This is a genomic window from Xylocopilactobacillus apis (assembly GCF_033095965.1).
Lineage (GTDB): Bacteria > Bacillota > Bacilli > Lactobacillales > Lactobacillaceae > Xylocopilactobacillus > Xylocopilactobacillus apis.
The window spans coordinates 950,001-967,806 of record NZ_AP026801.1 but is presented as its reverse complement, the minus strand read 5'-3'; the positions used below and the strand labels follow the sequence as shown (position 1 = coordinate 967,806).

Below are 17,806 nucleotides of genomic sequence, written 5' to 3'. Positions count from 1 at the left end.
TACTCCTACTTTTTTAATTAATTTTTAAATTACATTTGTTCAAAGAATGTACGAGCTATTACATCATCTTGTTGTTCCTTAGTAAGATCAGCAAAGTATACGCAATATCCTGATACACGAACAGTTAAAGTTGGATATTCTTCTGGATGCTTTTGAGCATCAATTAAAGTATCACGATTAAACACATTAACGTTTAAATGCATTCCATTATTAACCATGTAACCATCAATCATATTTACTAATGAATCTTTTCTTGCTTCCATGTCATGTCCAAGAGTATTTGGTGTAATTCCGAAGGTATTGGAAATCCCATCAGTAGCATACTTGTAAGGAATTTTAGCAGTAGACATAAGAGATGCTAAAGCTCCGTGACTTTCAGCTCCATATGATGGATTTGCCCCTGGAGAAAATGGTTCTCCAGCTTTACGTCCATTAGGAGTAGTTCCTGTATTTTTACCATAAACTACATTTGAAGTAATCGTTAGAACAGAAGTAGAAAGTTTTGAACCACGATATAATTGGTGTGTGTTCATCTTTGAATAGAAAGTCTTAACTAACCATTTAGCAATATCATCAGCACGATCATCATTATTTCCATAACGAGGATAATCATCATTATCAGCTACAAAGTCAATAGCAACACCATCTTCGTCACGAATTGGTTTTACATGACCATATTTGATCGCACAGATTGAATCAACTGCATGAGAGAATCCTGAAATACCAGTAGCAAAAGTACGATTTAAACGAGTATCCTTTAAAGCAAGCTGAGCTGCTTCATAATAATACTTATCATGTGAGAAGTGAATTACATTTAAAGCATTAACATAAATATCAGCAAGCCAATCCATTTGTTTATCAAACTTCTTCATGAATTCATCATAATCAATGTATTCACTCGTAATTGGTTCGTAAGCAGGCCCTACTTGCTTATGTCCTAACTCATCAACACCACCGTTTATTGCATAAAGGATTGCTTTTGCCAAGTTGGCACGAGCACCGAAATACTGAACACCATCAGCAATTGGCTGAGCAGAAACACAGCAAGCAATTCCATAATAATCAGTTCCCCACTGAGTTCTCATCAAATCATCATTTTCATACTGAATTGTTGAACTATTGATAGAAACCTCAGTTGCATACCGTTTGAATCCTTCAGGAAGGCGGTCAGACCATAGCAAAGTAATGTTAGGCTCAGGAGCTGCTCCCATATTTTCCAAAGTCTTCAAAATTCTAAATGAAGTTTTAGTTATATGATGACGTCCATCCATACCCATTCCAGCAATTGATAATGTTGCCCAGATTGGATCACCTGAGAATAGCGAATTATAGTCAGGAGTTCTAATGAAACGAACTAATCTTAATTTCATAATGAAATGATCAACTAATTCTTGTGCTTCAGTTTCGTTAATTACTCCATTATCAAGATCTCTTTGGATAAAGATATCTATTACATCATCAAGACGGCCTACTGACATTGCTGCCCCGTTTTGAGTCTTAATGGCTGCTAAGTAACCAAAGTAAATCCATTGAATTGCTTCCTGAGCATTTTTTGCTGGTTTAGAAATATCATAACCATAAGCTGCTGCCATCTTCTTCATGTCATTTAAGGCACGATATTGATCTGATACTTCTTCACGAAGACGCATAACTTCTTCAGTCATTTCGCCGTCGCCAATTCCAGCATAATCTTTTGCTTTTTCTTCCATCAAATGATCAATCCCATAAACTGCAATTCGAGGGAAATCTGAAACAATTCGACCTCGAGCATAAGCATCAGGAAGTCCGGTAACAATCTTATAGTGACGTGCAGCTCTCATTTCAGGAGTATAAATATCAAAAACACCTTGATTATGAGTTTTATGCCATTCCGTAAATACTTTATGCATTTTTGGATCTGTTTCAAACCCATAAGAAGTCAAAGCGTCTTCAGCCATTCTAATCCCACCAAAAGGCATAAAAGCACGCTTCAATGGTGCATTAGTTTGTAACCCAACAATCTTTTCAAGATCTTTATTTAAATATCCTGCTCCATGAGAAGTAATTGTACTTGGAATATTATTGTCAGCAGCTAAAACACCACCAACTTCACGTTCTTTTTTCTTTAAATTTAAAACTTGATTATTTAATACTGTTGTAGCTTCAGTTGGGCCTTCAAGAAATGATTCATCACCATCGTAACCTAAGAAGTTTTCTTGAATAAAATCACGAATATCAACTTCTTCCTGCCAACGACCAGGTTTAAATCCATCCCAATATTCAGCTAACTCATTTTTAGTCAACTGTTTCATACTTTTGTACCTCCGACTTAGTTCACCTAATTAACATAATTATTGTAAGTGTTTTCACAAACTAATGCAAGCCCTTTTATAATAATTTTTTTTTGATTTTTGAACTCTTTTATTATAAATTATGATAAAATTTTTAAAGTTGTTTCCGTAGTTAAGTGGATATAACAAATCTCTCCTAAAGATTAGTCGTCAGTTCGACTCTGACCGGAAACATTATTTAAAAATTAATAGTTATTTTTTAAATTAAAAAACCCATTGAAATAAGCAATTTAACAATCTTTTCAATGGGTTTTTAATTAATTATTTCACAGGCTTTAAATCATCAATTATGACTATCATTAATCTTGTGAACGTCACTTGCTCTTTTGACGTCACGATACAAATAGCGGTTTTTAATCTCAAATAACGGTGATAAGGAATCTCCGTGATAAGCACGAGAAATTGCTTCCCCCATCATTGGACCAACAGAAACAATCTCCAATTTACTGCATCTTTTTTCCTTTGGTACATTGATGGTATCTGTAACTATTACTTTTTCCATTCCTGATTTTTGAATCCTTTCAATTGCAGGTCCTGAAAGAACAGCATGAGTACCACATGCTATTACTGATTTTGCTCCAGCGTTTAAAAGCGCATCTGCAGCATGAACTAAAGTTCCAGCTGTATCAATAATATCATCAACGATAATTGCTCTCTTACCTTTTACATCACCAATAATATTCATTACTTCTGAAACATTAGGCTTGGGTCTACGTTTATCAATAATTGCCAAAGGTGCTTTTAAATACTCAGCTAGTACACGTGCACGATTTACTCCACCGTGATCAGGGGAAACAATAACTGCATTATCATCATATCCATTATCTAAAATATAGCCAGTAAAAACAGGAACTCCTCTTAGATGATCTACTGGAATATCAAAAAATCCTTGAATCTGAGCAGCATGTAAATCAATCGTTATTACCCTATTTACTCCCGCACTTTCTAACATGTTTGCCACTAATTTTGCAGTGATTGGTTCTCTGGGATTAGCTTTCCGATCCTGACGAGCATACCCATAATAAGGCATCACTACATTAATTGAACGAGCTGATGCTCTACGCATAGCATCAACCATGATAAGTAATTCCATCAGATTATCATTAACTGGCTCAGAGGTTGATTGAATTAAAAAGATATCATCACCTCGAATACTAGCTCCAATATCAATTTGAATCTCTCCATCACTAAATCTTGCCACTGAACGAGGTTGTAATTCAACTCCCATTTGACGTGCAATTTTTCTAGATAACGGTACATTAGAACTCAATGCAAAAAGTTTTAGACCACCAACAGACAATTTTTTCTCCTCTATTTCTTATATTATTTTGACCATGAAGACGATTTAGCAATTGGAAGACGATCCCAATAATTTTCTTTATTAACCTGTTTTGCTCTTCCAAAAGCCAATGCATGGTAAGGTACATCATTAGTAATTGTAGAACCCGCTGCAATAAAGCTATGATCAGCAATATCGATTGGGGCAACAATATTAGAACCACTTCCAAGAAATGAATATGAACCAACCTTTGATCGATGTTTATTAACCCCGTCATAGTTAACAAAAACTACTCCACACCCAACGTTAATTTCTTCACCAAGATCGGCATCTCCAACATACGATAAGTGACCAACTTTAGTATTTCTACCAATATTAGCGTTTTTGATTTCACAAAAATTACCAATATGTACACCTTCACCAATCAATGCATCTGGTCTTAAATGACTATTAGGCCCAATATCAGAACCACTTAACATTTCTGATTCCTCAATCAAAGAACTGGTGACGGTAACATTATCATGGATGATAGAATTTCTAATTTCACTCCCCATTCCAATATGGCAATTATCACCAATTTTAGTATTTCCCATCAACTGAACATTGGCCTCAATAATTGTATCATGACCAATTTGAACACTTGCATCAATGTAAGTATGATCGGGATCAATTAGTTGAACACCGCTCTTCAAGAGATGAGTATTAATACGAGTTTGAATTATTTTTCGAGCTGTATTTAATGCAATTAAATCATTCACGCCTAAAATTTCATCAGAATCAGAAGTTTTATAAGTCATCGGCTGTAATCCGTTGTTTCTAAATATTTCAACCAGATCCGTTAAATAGTATTCCTTTTGGCTATTACGGTTTTGAATTTGATCAATATAGTCAAATAATAATCGATTATCAAAACAGTAAACGCCAGAATTCACTTCATGAATAGATAGTTCTTCAGCATTACCGTCCTTTTGCTCAACGATTCTTAGAAATTTATGATTTTTATCATGAATAATACGTCCATAACCTTGAGGATTATCTAAATCCGCTGTTAAAAGTGTGAGAGGACTTTTAGCTTTTACATGAAAATCAATCAATTGATTGATTGTGTCTTTTGTTAATAATGGAGAATCTCCATTCAAAACAAGAGTAACCCCATCTTTCCCTTCCAGTAAGCCACGGACAGATTTCACAGCATCTGCGGTTCCTAATTGTTTTTCTTCAAAAACTATTTTTGAGCGGTTTTGTAAATGATGTTCAATTTGTTCTCGATCAAAACCAACAACTGTAAAAATCTGAGATGAATTAAAATCAGCTACACCATCTAAAACCCAATCAATTAAAGGACGATGACAAATTTCATGCATAACTTTATGAATTTTTGACTTCATCCTGGTTCCTTTACCAGCAGCTAAAATAATTGCATTTACGCTATTTTCCATTTACAACTCCAACAAATTATTTTTTTTCATCTCTTATAGTAAACTATGTATCGCTTTTATTTCAAAAAAAATTAAATTTTTAAACATAAAAAAACCACCACAACTATGTGATGGAACCAATAAAATATTTAATCATTATCAAAATTTAATTCTACATTCTTAGTTAAGAGGTCAGTATAACTATATGACACTCGTTCATAAGTACTTTTATGTTCATCAAGATCTACAATAAAAACCGCTCTAAAGGTCTGCTTGAGCGTACCATTTCTCTTAATTATTTTTTTTCGACCAGCCTGTGCTCTGACAACAACGTGTTGTCCAATCTTAGAATCCAAATTATCCTTAATTTTTGCAATATTATTCGGCATATCCACCTCACTCAACCATCTGTTAAAAGTATAGCACGATGAAAAAAAACATTCAAATATGCAAAAAAATAATAAATAAAACTGCAAAACTATTACCACAAGCCGTTTTCTCTTAATTTGCTTAAAAGTTTTCTATATTCCATTAAAGACAATTCTTGTGCTCTAATTTTGGAATTTCCAAATAATTCTTCAATAAGTAAAGAAATTTGTTCTTTTTTCTTAGGGTCAGATGTTAAATTAAATAAATTATTTTTTAGCTGTTTTCTTCGGTTACTAAAAGCTAATTGAACAAGCTTCATTTCTGATTCAACATCAGTTAATGGCTTTTGATTTAAATGCTGTCTAAGAGTTATCATGGCAGAATCAACCTTTGGAGCAGGTGAAAAATTACTTTTATCAACTATAAACTCGAGTTTTGGATCACAAAACTCCTGCACATATATTGATAAAGTACTATATTCACTTGTATTCGGTTTAGCAGTTATTCTCTGAGCAACTTCTTTTTGAACCATTAAAATTATATTTTTAAATGAGATTCCAGATTCTAACAACAAATGAATAATAGGCGAAGTTATATAGTAAGGAATATTAGCTACCACAGTTAAGTTTTCAAAGTTAGCTAATTTTGAGTTTATTTCTTCTTTCAGGTCAAGTTTAAGAACATCTCCAAAAGTAATGTAGACATTTGGAAAATCATTTAATTTTCTTTCTAAAATTGGCATTAAACTTGTGTCAATTTCAAATCCCAATACTCTTTTTGCGGACTGAGCTAAATATGTGGTTAGGTTGGCTGAACCTACTCCAATTTCTATTACATCTGAGTCTGAAGTTAAATTAGCTAATTTAATAATTTTTTCAATCGTTTGAGAACTTTCAAGAAAATTCTGTCCCAAACTCTTTTTAGTTTTAAACTTATTCATGATCTTTCTTTTCTAAAATATTTTTGAGATCAGACAAGCTAACTCCTAAAAGCTGCAGTCTCTCAGCTAAATGATTACCATTTACGTGACCCAAATTTAATTTTTCCGAAATATACTCTCTTCTAATTCTAGCTTCGGGAGAATTCAATAATTTTAACTTCATTAAATCTAGTTTATTAATTAATTTCGGCTTTTCTTTTTCTTCACGAGATACTTCATTAAGTGCTCTAATAATTGCTTTTTCTGGTGCATGTTCAACTCCCAGCGAAGCATGATGACTCTCTTTTCCCGGAATCGCATCTTTTTGTCTTAAAAAAGCATGTTTAATTCCTGAAACTTGTTGCGAAATAATCCGCCTAATTCGTTCACCAGAAAAATCTGGATCCGTTAAAACAACCACTTCTTCAGTCTTACTTACTTTTTTTATTAAAGCGACGATATCTTTATCAACAGCTGCACCTCTTGTTTCAATAGTTCTAACATTTGGATCTATTAATCGTAACCGCTGAGTATCCTTTTTCCCTTCTACAACAACTACCGACCTAATTTTATTATTTATCATTAACTAGTTTTTCCGTATTCTTAAAAATTTGAGCTGCAAGAGTTTTTATATCAATTTGAAGGAATTCAGCAATATACTTAAGAGTGAAATACACATACGCCGGATGATTAGGTTTCCCTCGATATGGAACTGGCGTTAAATATGGATCATCTGTTTCAACTAATAAACGGTCAAGAGGAATTATTTTTAGACTTTCTCTTAACTCTTCAGCATTCTTAAAAGTTACAACACCGCTAACTGAAAGCATTAATCCTTGATTCAAATATGCTTCCGCTTGTTTTGGTCCGGTATTAAAATTATGAATAATACCATTATTAATACTCTTGTCCTTTAATAAACGGATAGTATCTTCAAATGCTTCACGAGTATGGATTGATATCGGACGCTGGTACTGCTGTGCAAGATCAAGCTGCAGAGAAAAAACCGTTTGCTGCTCAATTCGATCCTCTTTCGAATAATGATAATCTAAACCTATTTCGCCAATTATTAAATTAGAATTATTCATATCCAAATACTTGGTTAATTTTTCGTCAGTATATTCCTGCCAAGAATCCGGATGCCAACCAATAGCTGGAAAACAATTATGATACTTGTTGCAAATACCAATTGCTCGATCATTTAAAAGTTGATTCGATCCAACAACAATATAATTTGTAACGTTAAATTTGTTTCCTTCATCAATTAATTGATCAACATTTTCAAACTCACTATCATCATTTAAATGGCAGTGAGAATTAAAAATCTGATAACTATGATCTTGGGGTGGTAACAGTAAAGTCGGGTCAATTTTAGCCATTAGCTAATTTCTGCTCCCGGTTCTAATACATCCGGCATAAGAGTTAAAACAACATTTCCATCGCCATTTTCACCAGCTAAAATCATTCCTTCACTTTGGCTTCCCGCCATTTTTCTAGCAGCTAGATTGGCAACAATTATAACTTTCTTACCAATCAATTTCTCCGGTTCAGGATACCATTTTCTAATTCCACTCAGTATCTGGCGATGATGGTTGTGTCCATCATCAAGAATAAATTTGATTAATTTTTCAGAATTCGGTAAAAATTCGGCTTCTTTTATTTCAGCAACAACCATCTTTACTTTACTAAAATCGTCGTACTGAATAGACTTCTGTTCTTCTTTCTTCAACTCTTCCATATGAGCACGCCCTTTCCCTTTTGTACTCTTACTAACCAATTTACTAACAAACTCTACTTCCTCTTTTGCTTTAATCCTTGGAAAAATAGAAGTTGGTCTTTCAACTACTTTAGAATTTTCTGGAAGATCCAAAAAATTCAAATCTTTAATTAAACTGATCTGATCCAATCCTAACTGTTCAAAAATTTTTTTAGGTGTTTCTGTCATAATCGGCTGTAAGAGTGTGCCAATAAATCTTAATGAAGCAGCTAGATGTGCAAGAACATCATTTAATTCATTTTTTAATGATGAATCTTTGGCTTTGACCCAAGGTTGCGTCTCATCAATATACTTATTCGTACGTCTAATAAATGTCCATACTGCATCTAGCGCATCTCCAAGGTTAGCCGTGCTCATCGCTTCATCATAATCTTTATATATTTGAACCGATAATTCTTCAATACTAACATCTTCCTTGTTTAAGTTTGACAGTTTGGGAATTACACCATCATTGTACAAGTTAATCATACTTACAGTACGACTTAACAAATTTCCCAAATCATTAGCTAAATCAGAATTAAGACGTGTTACAAAATCTTCCGGCGTGAAAACTCCATCGTTGCCATACGGCATCATTTTAAGTAAATAATAACGAACTGCATCTAAGCCATAGCGATCAATAAGAGTCTCTGGATAAATCACATTACCTTTAGACTTGCTCATTTTTCCGTTTTTCATAATTAACCAGCCATGACCTAATATTTCATCTGGTAATGGTAAATTTAGTGCATGTAACATTATTGGCCAATATATCGTATGAAAACGAACAATTTCTTTACCTACTAAATGTAAGTTTGCCGGCCAAAATTTTTCAAATAATTCTGGCTGCTGTTTTTGATCAGGATCGTATCCCAAAGCAGTTATATAATTACTTAAAGCGTCAATCCAAACATAAATAACGTGTTTAGGATCACCTGGAACTTTGACTCCCCAATCAACTTTAGTTCTAGTAACTGCTAAATCTTCTAGTCCAGGTTTAATAAAATTATTAATCATTTCATTCATCCGGGATGCCGGCTGAATGAAATTTGGATGATCCTGATAATACTTTAATAACCAGTCCGCATATTTACTCATTTTGAAAAAATAAGTTTCTTCTTTAACCAGCTCAACTTCATGACCGCTAGGAGCTTTACCGCCAATAACTTTTCCACTCTCATCGCGATAAACTTCAGCTAATTGAGATTCAGTGAAGTACTCTTCGTCAGATACTGAATACCAACCTACGTATTCTCCTTTATAAATATCCCCTTGTTCTTGAAGCTTACTAAAAATATGCTGAACTTTTTTTTCATGCTCTGGATCAGTAGTTCTGATAAATTGATCATACGAAATATCCATTAATTTCCAAAGTTTTTTAAAATTGGCTATTTGTTCATCAAGGTATTCGATCGGTTTTTGATTATTTTCTTCGGCCTTTCTTTCAATCTTAAGACCATGTTCATCTGAACCTGTTAAAAAGTAAACAGATTCTCCTTTTAAACGATGAAATCTTGCTAAACTATCAGCTAAAACAGTAGTGTACGTATTACCTAACTGAAGTCTTCCGCTAGGATAATAGATTGGAGTTGTAATATAAAATTTCTTATTCGTTGACATTATTTCCTCACAAAAACAGAATTAACTAAATTATAGCATCTCTTACAGACAAAAATATCGTCCAAAGGACGATAGTTTAATATTTACTTATTTTTATGCAAATTTCTAACAATATATTTCCTTATCTCTTCAATCAGAATCAGTGGAATCGGAATTAAAAAGAGAAAAATCCAATTTTTTATACTTAATGGACCAGTGTTAAAAATTCCTTGGAAGAAAGGAACATAAATCAAAACTACTAGAATTAAAATTTCAAAAATTATTCCTGTAACTATATGCTTATTACTAAAAATGCCAATTTTAAAAACTGAAGTTTGTTCAGTTCGACAGTTAATAGCAGCAGCAATTTGAGAAAAAACAATTGCTGCCAAAGTCATTGTGGTTGCTTCCCGATAATATACTCCTGAACTTGCTAAAGGAACTGACGGCCAGCCATGTAAATGATTAATAAAGAAATACGCACCTGTTGAAACCAAAGAAGCAATTAAACCGTACCAACCAAAAGCTTTCCAAATAATAGATTTACTCAACAGATGAGATTTTCGAGGACGCGGAGGTTTATCCATAACTCCTGGTTCAATTTGCTCTGCACCAAGCCCTAAGGCAGGTAACATATCAGTTCCAAGATCCACGGTTAAAATCTGCATAACTGTTAAAGGCAGAGGAATAAGTCCTCGTGAAAACAAGAATAGAGCTGAAGGAATAGCTTCTGGTAAATTGCTATTCAAAATATAAACTAAGAACTTTTGAATATTGCTATAAACAGTTCTACCTTCTTCAATTGCTGTTACAATTGAGGCAAAATTATCGTCAGTCAAAATCATATCTGCCGCATTTTTTGCAACATCGGTCCCCGTCATTCCCATTGCAATACCAATATCTGCCTGTTTTAAAGCAGGAGCATCATTAACCCCATCTCCAGTGGAAGCAACGATTTCTCCATTCCTTTGATTTGCTTTAACAATTCGATATTTTTGTTCAGGTGCTACCCGAGCAAAGATCACCTCACCTTTTACAGCTTCAGAAAGTTCATCATCTGACATATTATCTAAATCAGTATCTGAAATAATTCTTGCGTTATCTGAAACAATTCCTATTTTTTTAGCAACTGATTTTGCAGTTAAACCACTATCTCCTGTAACCATCATAATTTTAATTCCTGCTTGATGAGCTTTTTGAACAGCATCATAAACTTCAGGACGAGGCGGATCTGCCATCACAGTAAATCCAACAAAAATGAGTTCTCTTTCTGTATTATCAATGTCATATTCGTCTAATTTACTATCATCGATTCTGTATGCCATTGCTAGAGATCGTAATCCCTCTGACGCAAAGGTATCATCAGCTTTACTGATAGAATCTTTATCATCTCCTGTTAAATCACGTATTTTTCCGTTATCAAAAATTTTAGAACACTTAGAAATAACACTAGAAAGTGCCCCTTTAACTGCAATGAAAATTTTTCCATCATTCATTTGATGAATTGTAGTCATTCTTTTTCGATTTGAATCAAAAGTTAATTCTTTAATTCTTGGATAACTAGCTATAATTTCTTTTTTATCGGCTCCTGATTTAGCAACTAAAATATCATGAGCAGCTTCGGTAGGAGTTCCAATAATTTTTGGCTTTTCCGACTTTTCTTGTTTGATTTCTGTATCACTGTTTAAAGCTGCAATATCAATTAACTTTTGGAGACCTGCATCTTCTTTTAAATAAATTTTCGAACTTTGAAACTGTATTTCACCATTATTAACGTATCCTTCGCCGGTTACTTCATAAATTTTATGAGGAAACCAAATATGATTAATTGTCATCTGATTCTGAGTTAAAGTGCCGGTTTTATCAGAAGCAATCACCGTTGTTTCTCCAAGAGTCTCAACGCTATTTAACGATTTAACTAATGCATGCTTTTTAGCCATTCTTTGAACTCCCTGAGCCAAAGAAAGAGTTACTGTAGGTAAAAGCCCTTCTGGAATAAAAGCCACAACCATGCCTAGAGCAAAAATAAATGATTTAGCAGCAGGATAATGAACAAAAAAGATTGCAGAAATAAAAAAAACAATACCAATCATGAATGCAATTAATGAAATTTGACGAGTTAACCGATTTAATTCAATTTGAAGAGGAGAAGATACTTTTTTATTAGTCTCGGTAAGTTTTGCAATATGTCCTAATTCTGTATTCATTCCAGTTTTAACTGCAACTGCCAAAGCACTGCCAGAAGATACGACCGTACCTGCAAAAATCTCATTTTTAATTCCAAATTTTCCATGCCCCTGTTCATAAGAAACTTGTTTGTGAACTAAATTAGACTCTCCAGTTAAAGCCGACTCATCAACTTCTAGAGAATCATTAGAAATAATCCTTGCATCTGCAGAAATGTTGTTTCCTGCTGTGATTTGAAATACATCACCAGGCACTAGATCTTCAACATCTATTTGAACCATTTTTCCATCACGAATTACCTGGGCATAACTTGGCAGCATTTTACTTAAAGAATCAGTAGCTTTTTTTGCAGCCCGAGCCTGCCAATAACTAAAAAATCCATTGATTAAATTTACTGCCCAAATTGCAATACCAAGTTGAGGCATTCCCGCAAAAATAGATATAAAACCACTAACCCACAAAAGTATCGCCATTACACTAATAAAATTTTGGATAAATTCTTTGAATCGAGATCCTTGTTTTTCCCGCTGAATAATATTGTGACCATAAGAACTTAATCTTTTTTTAGCTTCGTTAGAACTAATTCCTTTTGAAGAAGTATTTAATTCTTTATAAAACTTATCTATTTCGGTTTCTAATAAGTCGAAGCTTTTATTTTTTTCCATGATGAACATGTCTCCAAAAAAATATTTATAAACTTAATATAATAAAAAAAAACCTAAAATTTCATTTCTAAACGAAATTTAGGCTTTTTCCAGCAAACTAATTAACCTTTTACAACGTTAACAGCTTGTGGTCCGCGATCTGAATCCTCAATATCAAAAGTTACAGCTTCGCCTTCAGAAAGAGTTTTAAAACCATCTCCCTGAATGGATGAGAAATGTACGAATACATCATCGCCATTTTCTCTTGTTAAGAAACCATAACCCTTTTCAGGATTAAACCATTTTACAGTTCCGTGTTCCATTGACTTTCCTTCCACTAAAAAATTGCATCTATCACAGGTACCATGGGGAAAGTATAAAACTATCGAACCACTACCCTTTGAAAAAATACATAACTTATTGTACCATATTACATTTAAAAATCAATTATCTAAAATCTCTACCCGTCACCTTTGTTCAATTCGATCAACTAAAAGTTCAGAAATAATTGGACAAACAATAACTGACAAAATAATCTCTAACACAAAATTAACCATAAATATGGATAAAAGTCCAATAAAAAAATTACCGGAGATGTGTTGAAACTTAACAACTTTTTCAGCTATAAGTAACCATGATAATAAAATTACTCCAATAGTATTAACAGAAGTACCGAAAATTGAAGCCAATATTGCTCCAAAACTTCTTTTAAATCGTGATAGTTTCTTAAAAGGCTTATAGATCATACCAGCAATTAATCCCGTTAAAATCCTAGGAATTATTGAAATAATAGGGTTTTGAAAAATCAAAACAGCTAATCCACCTGGTGGTGTAGTATATGCAACTATTAATGAAGTTAACCCCCAAAAAAAGCCAATAATTAAACCATCTAAAGGTCCTAACAATAATCCTGCTAAAATAACGGTTAAGTGTAACGTTGTTACTTGTGGAAAGCCTGGAATTAAAGTTATATATCCTAAAAATGGCAAAAAAGACTGAGCAATTATTAAGGCAATAAAAACACTTAATATTGCAATTCTAAAAATCTTTTTATGGTTACCAAAACTCAACTAATAATACTCCTTTTTCAAACTTCTATTTTATAGAAATAGCACTACCAGCATATTCATTAGTAAGTTTAGAAGTACTTGACCAATAAATGGCTCCATTATCATAACCATTATAATATCCAATACTTCTTGTACCACCACTACCGGAACGATCACTAGAAGAATAATACAAAGGATCATGAATTAAGAAATTGCCGTTATCATATCCGACTATTACTTTACAATGATTTCTTCTTTGATCACCGGGTAATTTTTGATATGATGAAAATCCATAATACAACACTGGATGTCCGCTTAAAACAAGATTTTTTATTGTGTTAACCGAGCTACCAGTAATATTTCTGACATTGGTATTCCAATTTTGTGCATATTTAGTTAAGGCAGTTGAATTTATAACATATCCAAAACCTACACCTGTATAAACATTACCTTTTTGACCACCCGGAGTTGGATACATAGGAAGATGATCTTGAGCATAACGAAGATCAACAGTTGGCCCTTCATATTCTACTAACATAGCCATTGCTGTAGAGGCACATCCCCAAGGAGCAAAAACAGGTACGTATTGACTATGATATGGAACACTTAATTTAACACTAGAAGAGCTTACTTTACCAAATAAAGTATATTTTCCATTTACCCATTGATTACTTCCAAGTTGATACCAAGGAGTTCCATTAACATTTTTTTGGCTTAAAACTTTCCAGGTTGTGCCATTTTTTAAAGTTTTTCCAGGAACTACAGAAGACGATCCAGCATCTTTATAAACCGCAATTCCATAACCAGCTTCATAACCAATTGTTAAATACGATTGTCCGTCCCACTTAGGTGCAACAAAATTTTTAATAAATTTAGATTGAACCCATTGATTACCACCTAAATTATAATATTCAATACCATTAACGATAGAAGTGTCAAAGACTTTCCAGGTTGTTCCATCCAACAACATTTTAGTAGTAGGTTGCATTACGGTTCCATTGTTTTGATAAACTCTTACACTGTAACCACTAACATAATCAATTACTCCAACAAAGGAGGTAACGGAAGAAGCATTAACATAGGTGCCATTAACCAGAGGCAAACTCTGACTTAACATCACTATTAATATTCCCCAAAAAAACAATAGTTTTTTCTTAAACAACTTAAACATAAATATCTCCTATACCTTTAATATATTTTAATATAAAAAAGTTAAAAAACAAAAAAAGTTGAACCATAACAAAATGATCCAACAAATAGCTTTTAAACATGCGGGCAAGAAGACTCGAACTTCCATGAGATTTTGCTCTCACAGGATCCTTAATCCTGCGCGTCTACCAGTTCCGCCATACCCGCAAGACATAAAATTAAAAGCAAACTTAAAACTCAACTCACAAATAAAAAATCGAAAATCATGCCGACTAGAGGATTCGAACCTCCGACCGCCGGTTTACGATACCGATGCTCTACCAGCTGAGCTAAGTCGGCCAATGACCCGTACGGGATTTGAACCCATGTTACCGCCGTGAAAGGGCGGTGTCTTAACCACTTGACCAACGGGTCATAACTTTTCAATAATTACTTATTGAAAAGAAAATCCAATCTAATGATTGGATGTTACTCCGGCTGCCAGACTCGAACTGGCGACATCTTGATTAACAGTCAAGCGCTCTACCAACTGAGCTAAGCCGGAATAAAGTGTGGCAGCTTCCTACCCTCGCAGGCACTTACGCACCAACTACTCTCGGCGTTAAGAAGCTTAACTTCTGTGTTCGATATGGTTACAGGTGTTCCCTTCTTGCTGTCACCACCACACTCATGTCTTCTCAGACACTCAAAACTAAATATCTACTACCATCAATGCTCTCGTCTCGGTTAAGACCTCGACTTATTAGTACTGGTCCGCTTCATACGTCACCGTACTTCCACTCCCAGCCTATCTACCTCTTCTTCTTAGAGGAGTCTTACTACCTTGCGGTATGGGAAATCTCATCTTGAGGTTAGTTTCTCACTTAGATGCTTTCAGCGATTATCTATTCCATACTTAGCTACCCAGCGATGCCTTTGGCAAGACAACTGGTTCACCAGCGGTATGTTCATCCCGGTCCTCTCGTACTAAGGACAAATCCTCTCAAATTTCCTGCGCCCGCGACGGATAGGGACCGAACTGTCTCACGACGTTCTGAACCCAGCTCGCGTACCGCTTTAATGGGCGAACAGCCCAACCCTTGGGACCAACTCCAGCCCCAGGATGCGATGAGCCGACATCGAGGTGCCAAACCTCCCCGTCGATGTGAACTCTTGGGGGAGATAAGCCTGTTATCCCCAGGGTAGCTTTTGTCCGTTGAGCGATGGCCCTTCCATGCGGTACCACCGGATCACTAAGCCCGAGTTTCCTCCCTGCTCGACTTGTCTGTCTCACAGTCAAGCTCCCTTTTGCCTTTGCACTCTACGAATGATTTCCAACCATTCTGAGGGAACCTTTGGGCGCCTCCGTTACTCTTTAGGAGGCGACCGCCCCAGTCAAACTGCCTGCCAGACACTGTCCCTCTATCTCTCGTAGTAGGTTAGAACACTCATCTAATCAGGGTAGTATCCCACCAGCGTCTCTTCTCAAACTGACGTCCAAGTTTCTTTGACTCCTACCTATCCTGTACAGATTACACAAATGTTCAATATCAAGCTGCAGTAAAGCTCCATGGGGTCTTTCCGTCCTGTCGCGGGTAACCCGCATCTTCACGGGTATTATAAATTCACCGAGTCTCTTGTTGAGACAGTGCCCAAATCATTACGCCTTTCGTGCGGGTCGGAACTTACCCGACAAGGAATTTCGCTACCTTAGGACCGTTATAGTTACGGCCGCCGTTCACTGGGGCTTCAGTTCACTGCTTCAGATTACTCTTAACAGCTCCCCTTAACCTTCCAGCACTGGGCAGGCGTCAGCCCCTATACTTCATCTTACGATTTTGCAGAGACCTGTGTTTTTGATAAACAGTTGTTTGGGCCTTTTCACTGCGGCTGATCAATCTCTTAACCAGCACCCCTTCTCCCGAAGTTACGGGGTCATTTTGCCGAGTTCCTTAACAAGAGTTCTCTCGCTCACCTTAGGATACTCTCCTCAACTACCTGTGTCGGTTTGCGGTACGGGTATATACTCCCTCACTAGAAGCTTTTCTCGGCAGTGTGAAATCTGTACCTTCGCTACTTAATTTCGCTCCCATTCGTATCTCACCATTATCAGAAAAAAGCTTTTCTCTCTCTCCCTGACTCGATACTTAGACATGCATCCATCAGCATGCGTACTTATCCTCCTGCGTCACTCCTTCGCTCAATCAGTCATATATAGTGCAGGAATATCAACCTGCTGTCCATTAGCTACGCCTCTCGGCTTCGCCTTAGGTCCCGACTAACCCTGGGCGGACGAACCTTCCCCAGGAAACCTTAGTCTTTCGGTGAATAGGATTCTCACCTATTTCTCGCTACTTATGCCGGCATTCTCACTCCTATGCGCTCCACTGCTCCTCTCGGTACAGCTTCGCCGCTCATAGGACGCTCTCCTACCACGTACATTCTTCATGCACATCCACAGTTTCGGTATCATGCTTAGCCCCGGTACATTTTCGGCGCAGGGTCACTCGACTAGTGAGCTATTACGCACTCTTTTAATGATGGCTGCTTCTAAGCCAACATCCTAGTTGTCTCTACAACCCCACTTCCTTTTCCACTTAGCATGTATTTTGGGACCTTAACTGGTGATCTGGGCTGTTTCCCTTTTGACAATGGATCTTATCACTCACTGTCTGACTCCAGAGGATTATTATAGCAGTATTCGCAGTTTATCTGGATTCAGTAACCATTGACTGGCCCCTAGTCCAAACAGAGCTCTACCTCCACTATACTTGCCTCCAGGCTAGCCCTAAAGCTATTTCGGAGAGAACCAGCTATCTCCAAGTTCGATTGGAATTTCACCGCTACCCACAACTCATCCCCGCATTTTTCAACATACGTGGGTTCGGTCCTCCAGTAAGTTTTACCTTACCTTCAACCTGGTCATGGGTAGGTCACTTGGTTTCGGGTCTATATCTACGTACTCGCGCCCTATTCAGACTCGCTTTCGCTTCGGCTCCGTCTTCTCAACTTAACCTCGCACGCAAACATAACTCGCCGGCTCATTCTACAAAAAGCACGCCATCAGCCTTTAACGGCCTCTGACTACTTGTCAGCACACGGTTTCAGGTTCTATTTCATTCCCCTCC

General features: G+C 35.8%; 12 protein-coding genes, 5 tRNA genes and 2 rRNA genes (1 of these 19 running past the window's edge). 1 reads left to right on the top strand and 18 read right to left on the bottom strand.

Going from position 1 to position 17,806, the window contains the following annotated elements:
- Positions 1 to 29: 29 nt before the first annotated feature.
- A complete protein-coding gene (gene pflB / locus R8749_RS04590; protein ID WP_317698274.1) occupies positions 30 to 2,291 on the bottom strand; it encodes a formate C-acetyltransferase in 2,262 nt (753 codons plus the stop codon).
- 141 nt (positions 2,292 to 2,432) lie between these two features.
- Here pflB and R8749_RS04585 point away from each other — a divergent pair.
- Positions 2,433 to 2,504: transfer RNA gene (locus tag R8749_RS04585), tRNA-Arg, on the top strand.
- Positions 2,505 to 2,613: 109 nt separating this feature from the next.
- Here the strand turns inward: R8749_RS04585 and R8749_RS04580 are convergent.
- From R8749_RS04580 to R8749_RS04500, 17 genes are all read right to left on the bottom strand, one after another.
- Complete coding sequence (locus R8749_RS04580) at positions 2,614 to 3,630, bottom strand: ribose-phosphate diphosphokinase (RefSeq protein WP_317698273.1); 1,017 nt, start codon at positions 3,628 to 3,630, stop codon at positions 2,614 to 2,616.
- A gap of 23 nt (positions 3,631 to 3,653) precedes the next feature.
- Positions 3,654 to 5,048 (bottom strand): bifunctional UDP-N-acetylglucosamine diphosphorylase/glucosamine-1-phosphate N-acetyltransferase GlmU, encoded by a 1,395-nt coding sequence (gene glmU / locus R8749_RS04575; protein ID WP_317698272.1) that lies wholly within the window; start codon positions 5,046 to 5,048, stop codon positions 3,654 to 3,656.
- 128 nt (positions 5,049 to 5,176) lie between these two features.
- Entirely contained in the window at positions 5,177 to 5,416 is a 240-nt protein-coding gene (locus R8749_RS04570) for a Veg family protein (protein ID WP_317698270.1), read from the bottom strand.
- Positions 5,417 to 5,508: 92 nt separating this feature from the next.
- Positions 5,509 to 6,336 (bottom strand): 16S rRNA (adenine(1518)-N(6)/adenine(1519)-N(6))-dimethyltransferase RsmA, encoded by an 828-nt coding sequence (gene rsmA, locus R8749_RS04565; protein ID WP_317698268.1) that lies wholly within the window; start codon positions 6,334 to 6,336, stop codon positions 5,509 to 5,511.
- Complete coding sequence (rnmV, locus tag R8749_RS04560; protein WP_317698266.1) at positions 6,329 to 6,898, bottom strand: ribonuclease M5; 570 nt, start codon at positions 6,896 to 6,898, stop codon at positions 6,329 to 6,331. Before rnmV ends, rsmA begins: the two co-directional genes overlap by 8 nt.
- A complete protein-coding gene (locus tag R8749_RS04555) occupies positions 6,888 to 7,694 on the bottom strand; it encodes a TatD family hydrolase (RefSeq protein WP_317698265.1) in 807 nt (268 codons plus the stop codon). Before R8749_RS04555 ends, rnmV begins: the two co-directional genes overlap by 11 nt.
- Positions 7,694 to 9,691: a methionine--tRNA ligase gene (gene metG / locus R8749_RS04550; RefSeq protein ID WP_317698264.1), complete on the bottom strand. Its 1,998-nt coding sequence runs from the start codon at positions 9,689 to 9,691 to the stop codon at positions 7,694 to 7,696. Before metG ends, R8749_RS04555 begins: the two co-directional genes overlap by 1 nt.
- A gap of 83 nt (positions 9,692 to 9,774) precedes the next feature.
- Positions 9,775 to 12,522, bottom strand: coding sequence for a cation-translocating P-type ATPase (locus R8749_RS04545; RefSeq protein ID WP_317698263.1), 2,748 nt, complete (start codon positions 12,520 to 12,522; stop codon positions 9,775 to 9,777).
- 101 nt (positions 12,523 to 12,623) lie between these two features.
- The gene (locus R8749_RS04540; RefSeq protein WP_317698261.1) at positions 12,624 to 12,824 is read right to left on the bottom strand and encodes a cold-shock protein; all 201 of its coding nucleotides are present in this window, start codon (positions 12,822 to 12,824) and stop codon (positions 12,624 to 12,626) included.
- A gap of 144 nt (positions 12,825 to 12,968) precedes the next feature.
- Positions 12,969 to 13,571, bottom strand: a complete 603-nt coding sequence (locus tag R8749_RS04535) for an ECF transporter S component (RefSeq protein WP_317698260.1) — start codon at positions 13,569 to 13,571, stop codon at positions 12,969 to 12,971.
- 25 nt (positions 13,572 to 13,596) lie between these two features.
- Positions 13,597 to 14,721 (bottom strand): C39 family peptidase, encoded by a 1,125-nt coding sequence (locus R8749_RS04530; protein WP_317698258.1) that lies wholly within the window; start codon positions 14,719 to 14,721, stop codon positions 13,597 to 13,599.
- 99 nt (positions 14,722 to 14,820) lie between these two features.
- Positions 14,821 to 14,906: transfer RNA gene (locus R8749_RS04525), tRNA-Leu, on the bottom strand.
- A gap of 59 nt (positions 14,907 to 14,965) precedes the next feature.
- Positions 14,966 to 15,038 (bottom strand) — tRNA-Thr (locus R8749_RS04520).
- A gap of 3 nt (positions 15,039 to 15,041) precedes the next feature.
- Positions 15,042 to 15,113: transfer RNA gene (locus tag R8749_RS04515), tRNA-Glu, on the bottom strand.
- 57 nt (positions 15,114 to 15,170) lie between these two features.
- Positions 15,171 to 15,243: transfer RNA gene (locus R8749_RS04510), tRNA-Asn, on the bottom strand.
- A 5-nt stretch (positions 15,244 to 15,248) separates the two neighbouring features.
- Positions 15,249 to 15,365 (bottom strand): 5S ribosomal RNA (rrf, locus tag R8749_RS04505).
- A gap of 56 nt (positions 15,366 to 15,421) precedes the next feature.
- Positions 15,422 to 17,806 (bottom strand): 23S ribosomal RNA (locus R8749_RS04500); it runs 518 nt beyond the window's last position.

Bases quoted from the DNA above. Each gene is read 5' to 3' on its own strand.
- pflB (WP_317698274.1), bottom strand. From the start codon at position 2,291: ATGAAACAGTTGACTAAAAATGAGTTAGCTGAATATTGGGATGGATTT.
- glmU (WP_317698272.1), bottom strand. From the start codon at position 5,048: ATGGAAAATAGCGTAAATGCAATTATTTTAGCTGCTGGTAAAGGAACC.
- R8749_RS04570 (WP_317698270.1), bottom strand. From the start codon at position 5,416: ATGCCGAATAATATTGCAAAAATTAAGGATAATTTGGATTCTAAGATT.
- rsmA (WP_317698268.1), bottom strand. From the start codon at position 6,336: ATGAATAAGTTTAAAACTAAAAAGAGTTTGGGACAGAATTTTCTTGAA.
- rnmV (WP_317698266.1), bottom strand. From the start codon at position 6,898: ATGATAAATAATAAAATTAGGTCGGTAGTTGTTGTAGAAGGGAAAAAG.
- R8749_RS04555 (WP_317698265.1), bottom strand. From the start codon at position 7,694: ATGGCTAAAATTGACCCGACTTTACTGTTACCACCCCAAGATCATAGT.
- metG (WP_317698264.1), bottom strand. From the start codon at position 9,691: ATGTCAACGAATAAGAAATTTTATATTACAACTCCAATCTATTATCCT.
- R8749_RS04545 (WP_317698263.1), bottom strand. From the start codon at position 12,522: ATGGAAAAAAATAAAAGCTTCGACTTATTAGAAACCGAAATAGATAAG.
- R8749_RS04540 (WP_317698261.1), bottom strand. From the start codon at position 12,824: ATGGAACACGGAACTGTAAAATGGTTTAATCCTGAAAAGGGTTATGGT.
- R8749_RS04530 (WP_317698258.1), bottom strand. From the start codon at position 14,721: ATGTTTAAGTTGTTTAAGAAAAAACTATTGTTTTTTTGGGGAATATTA.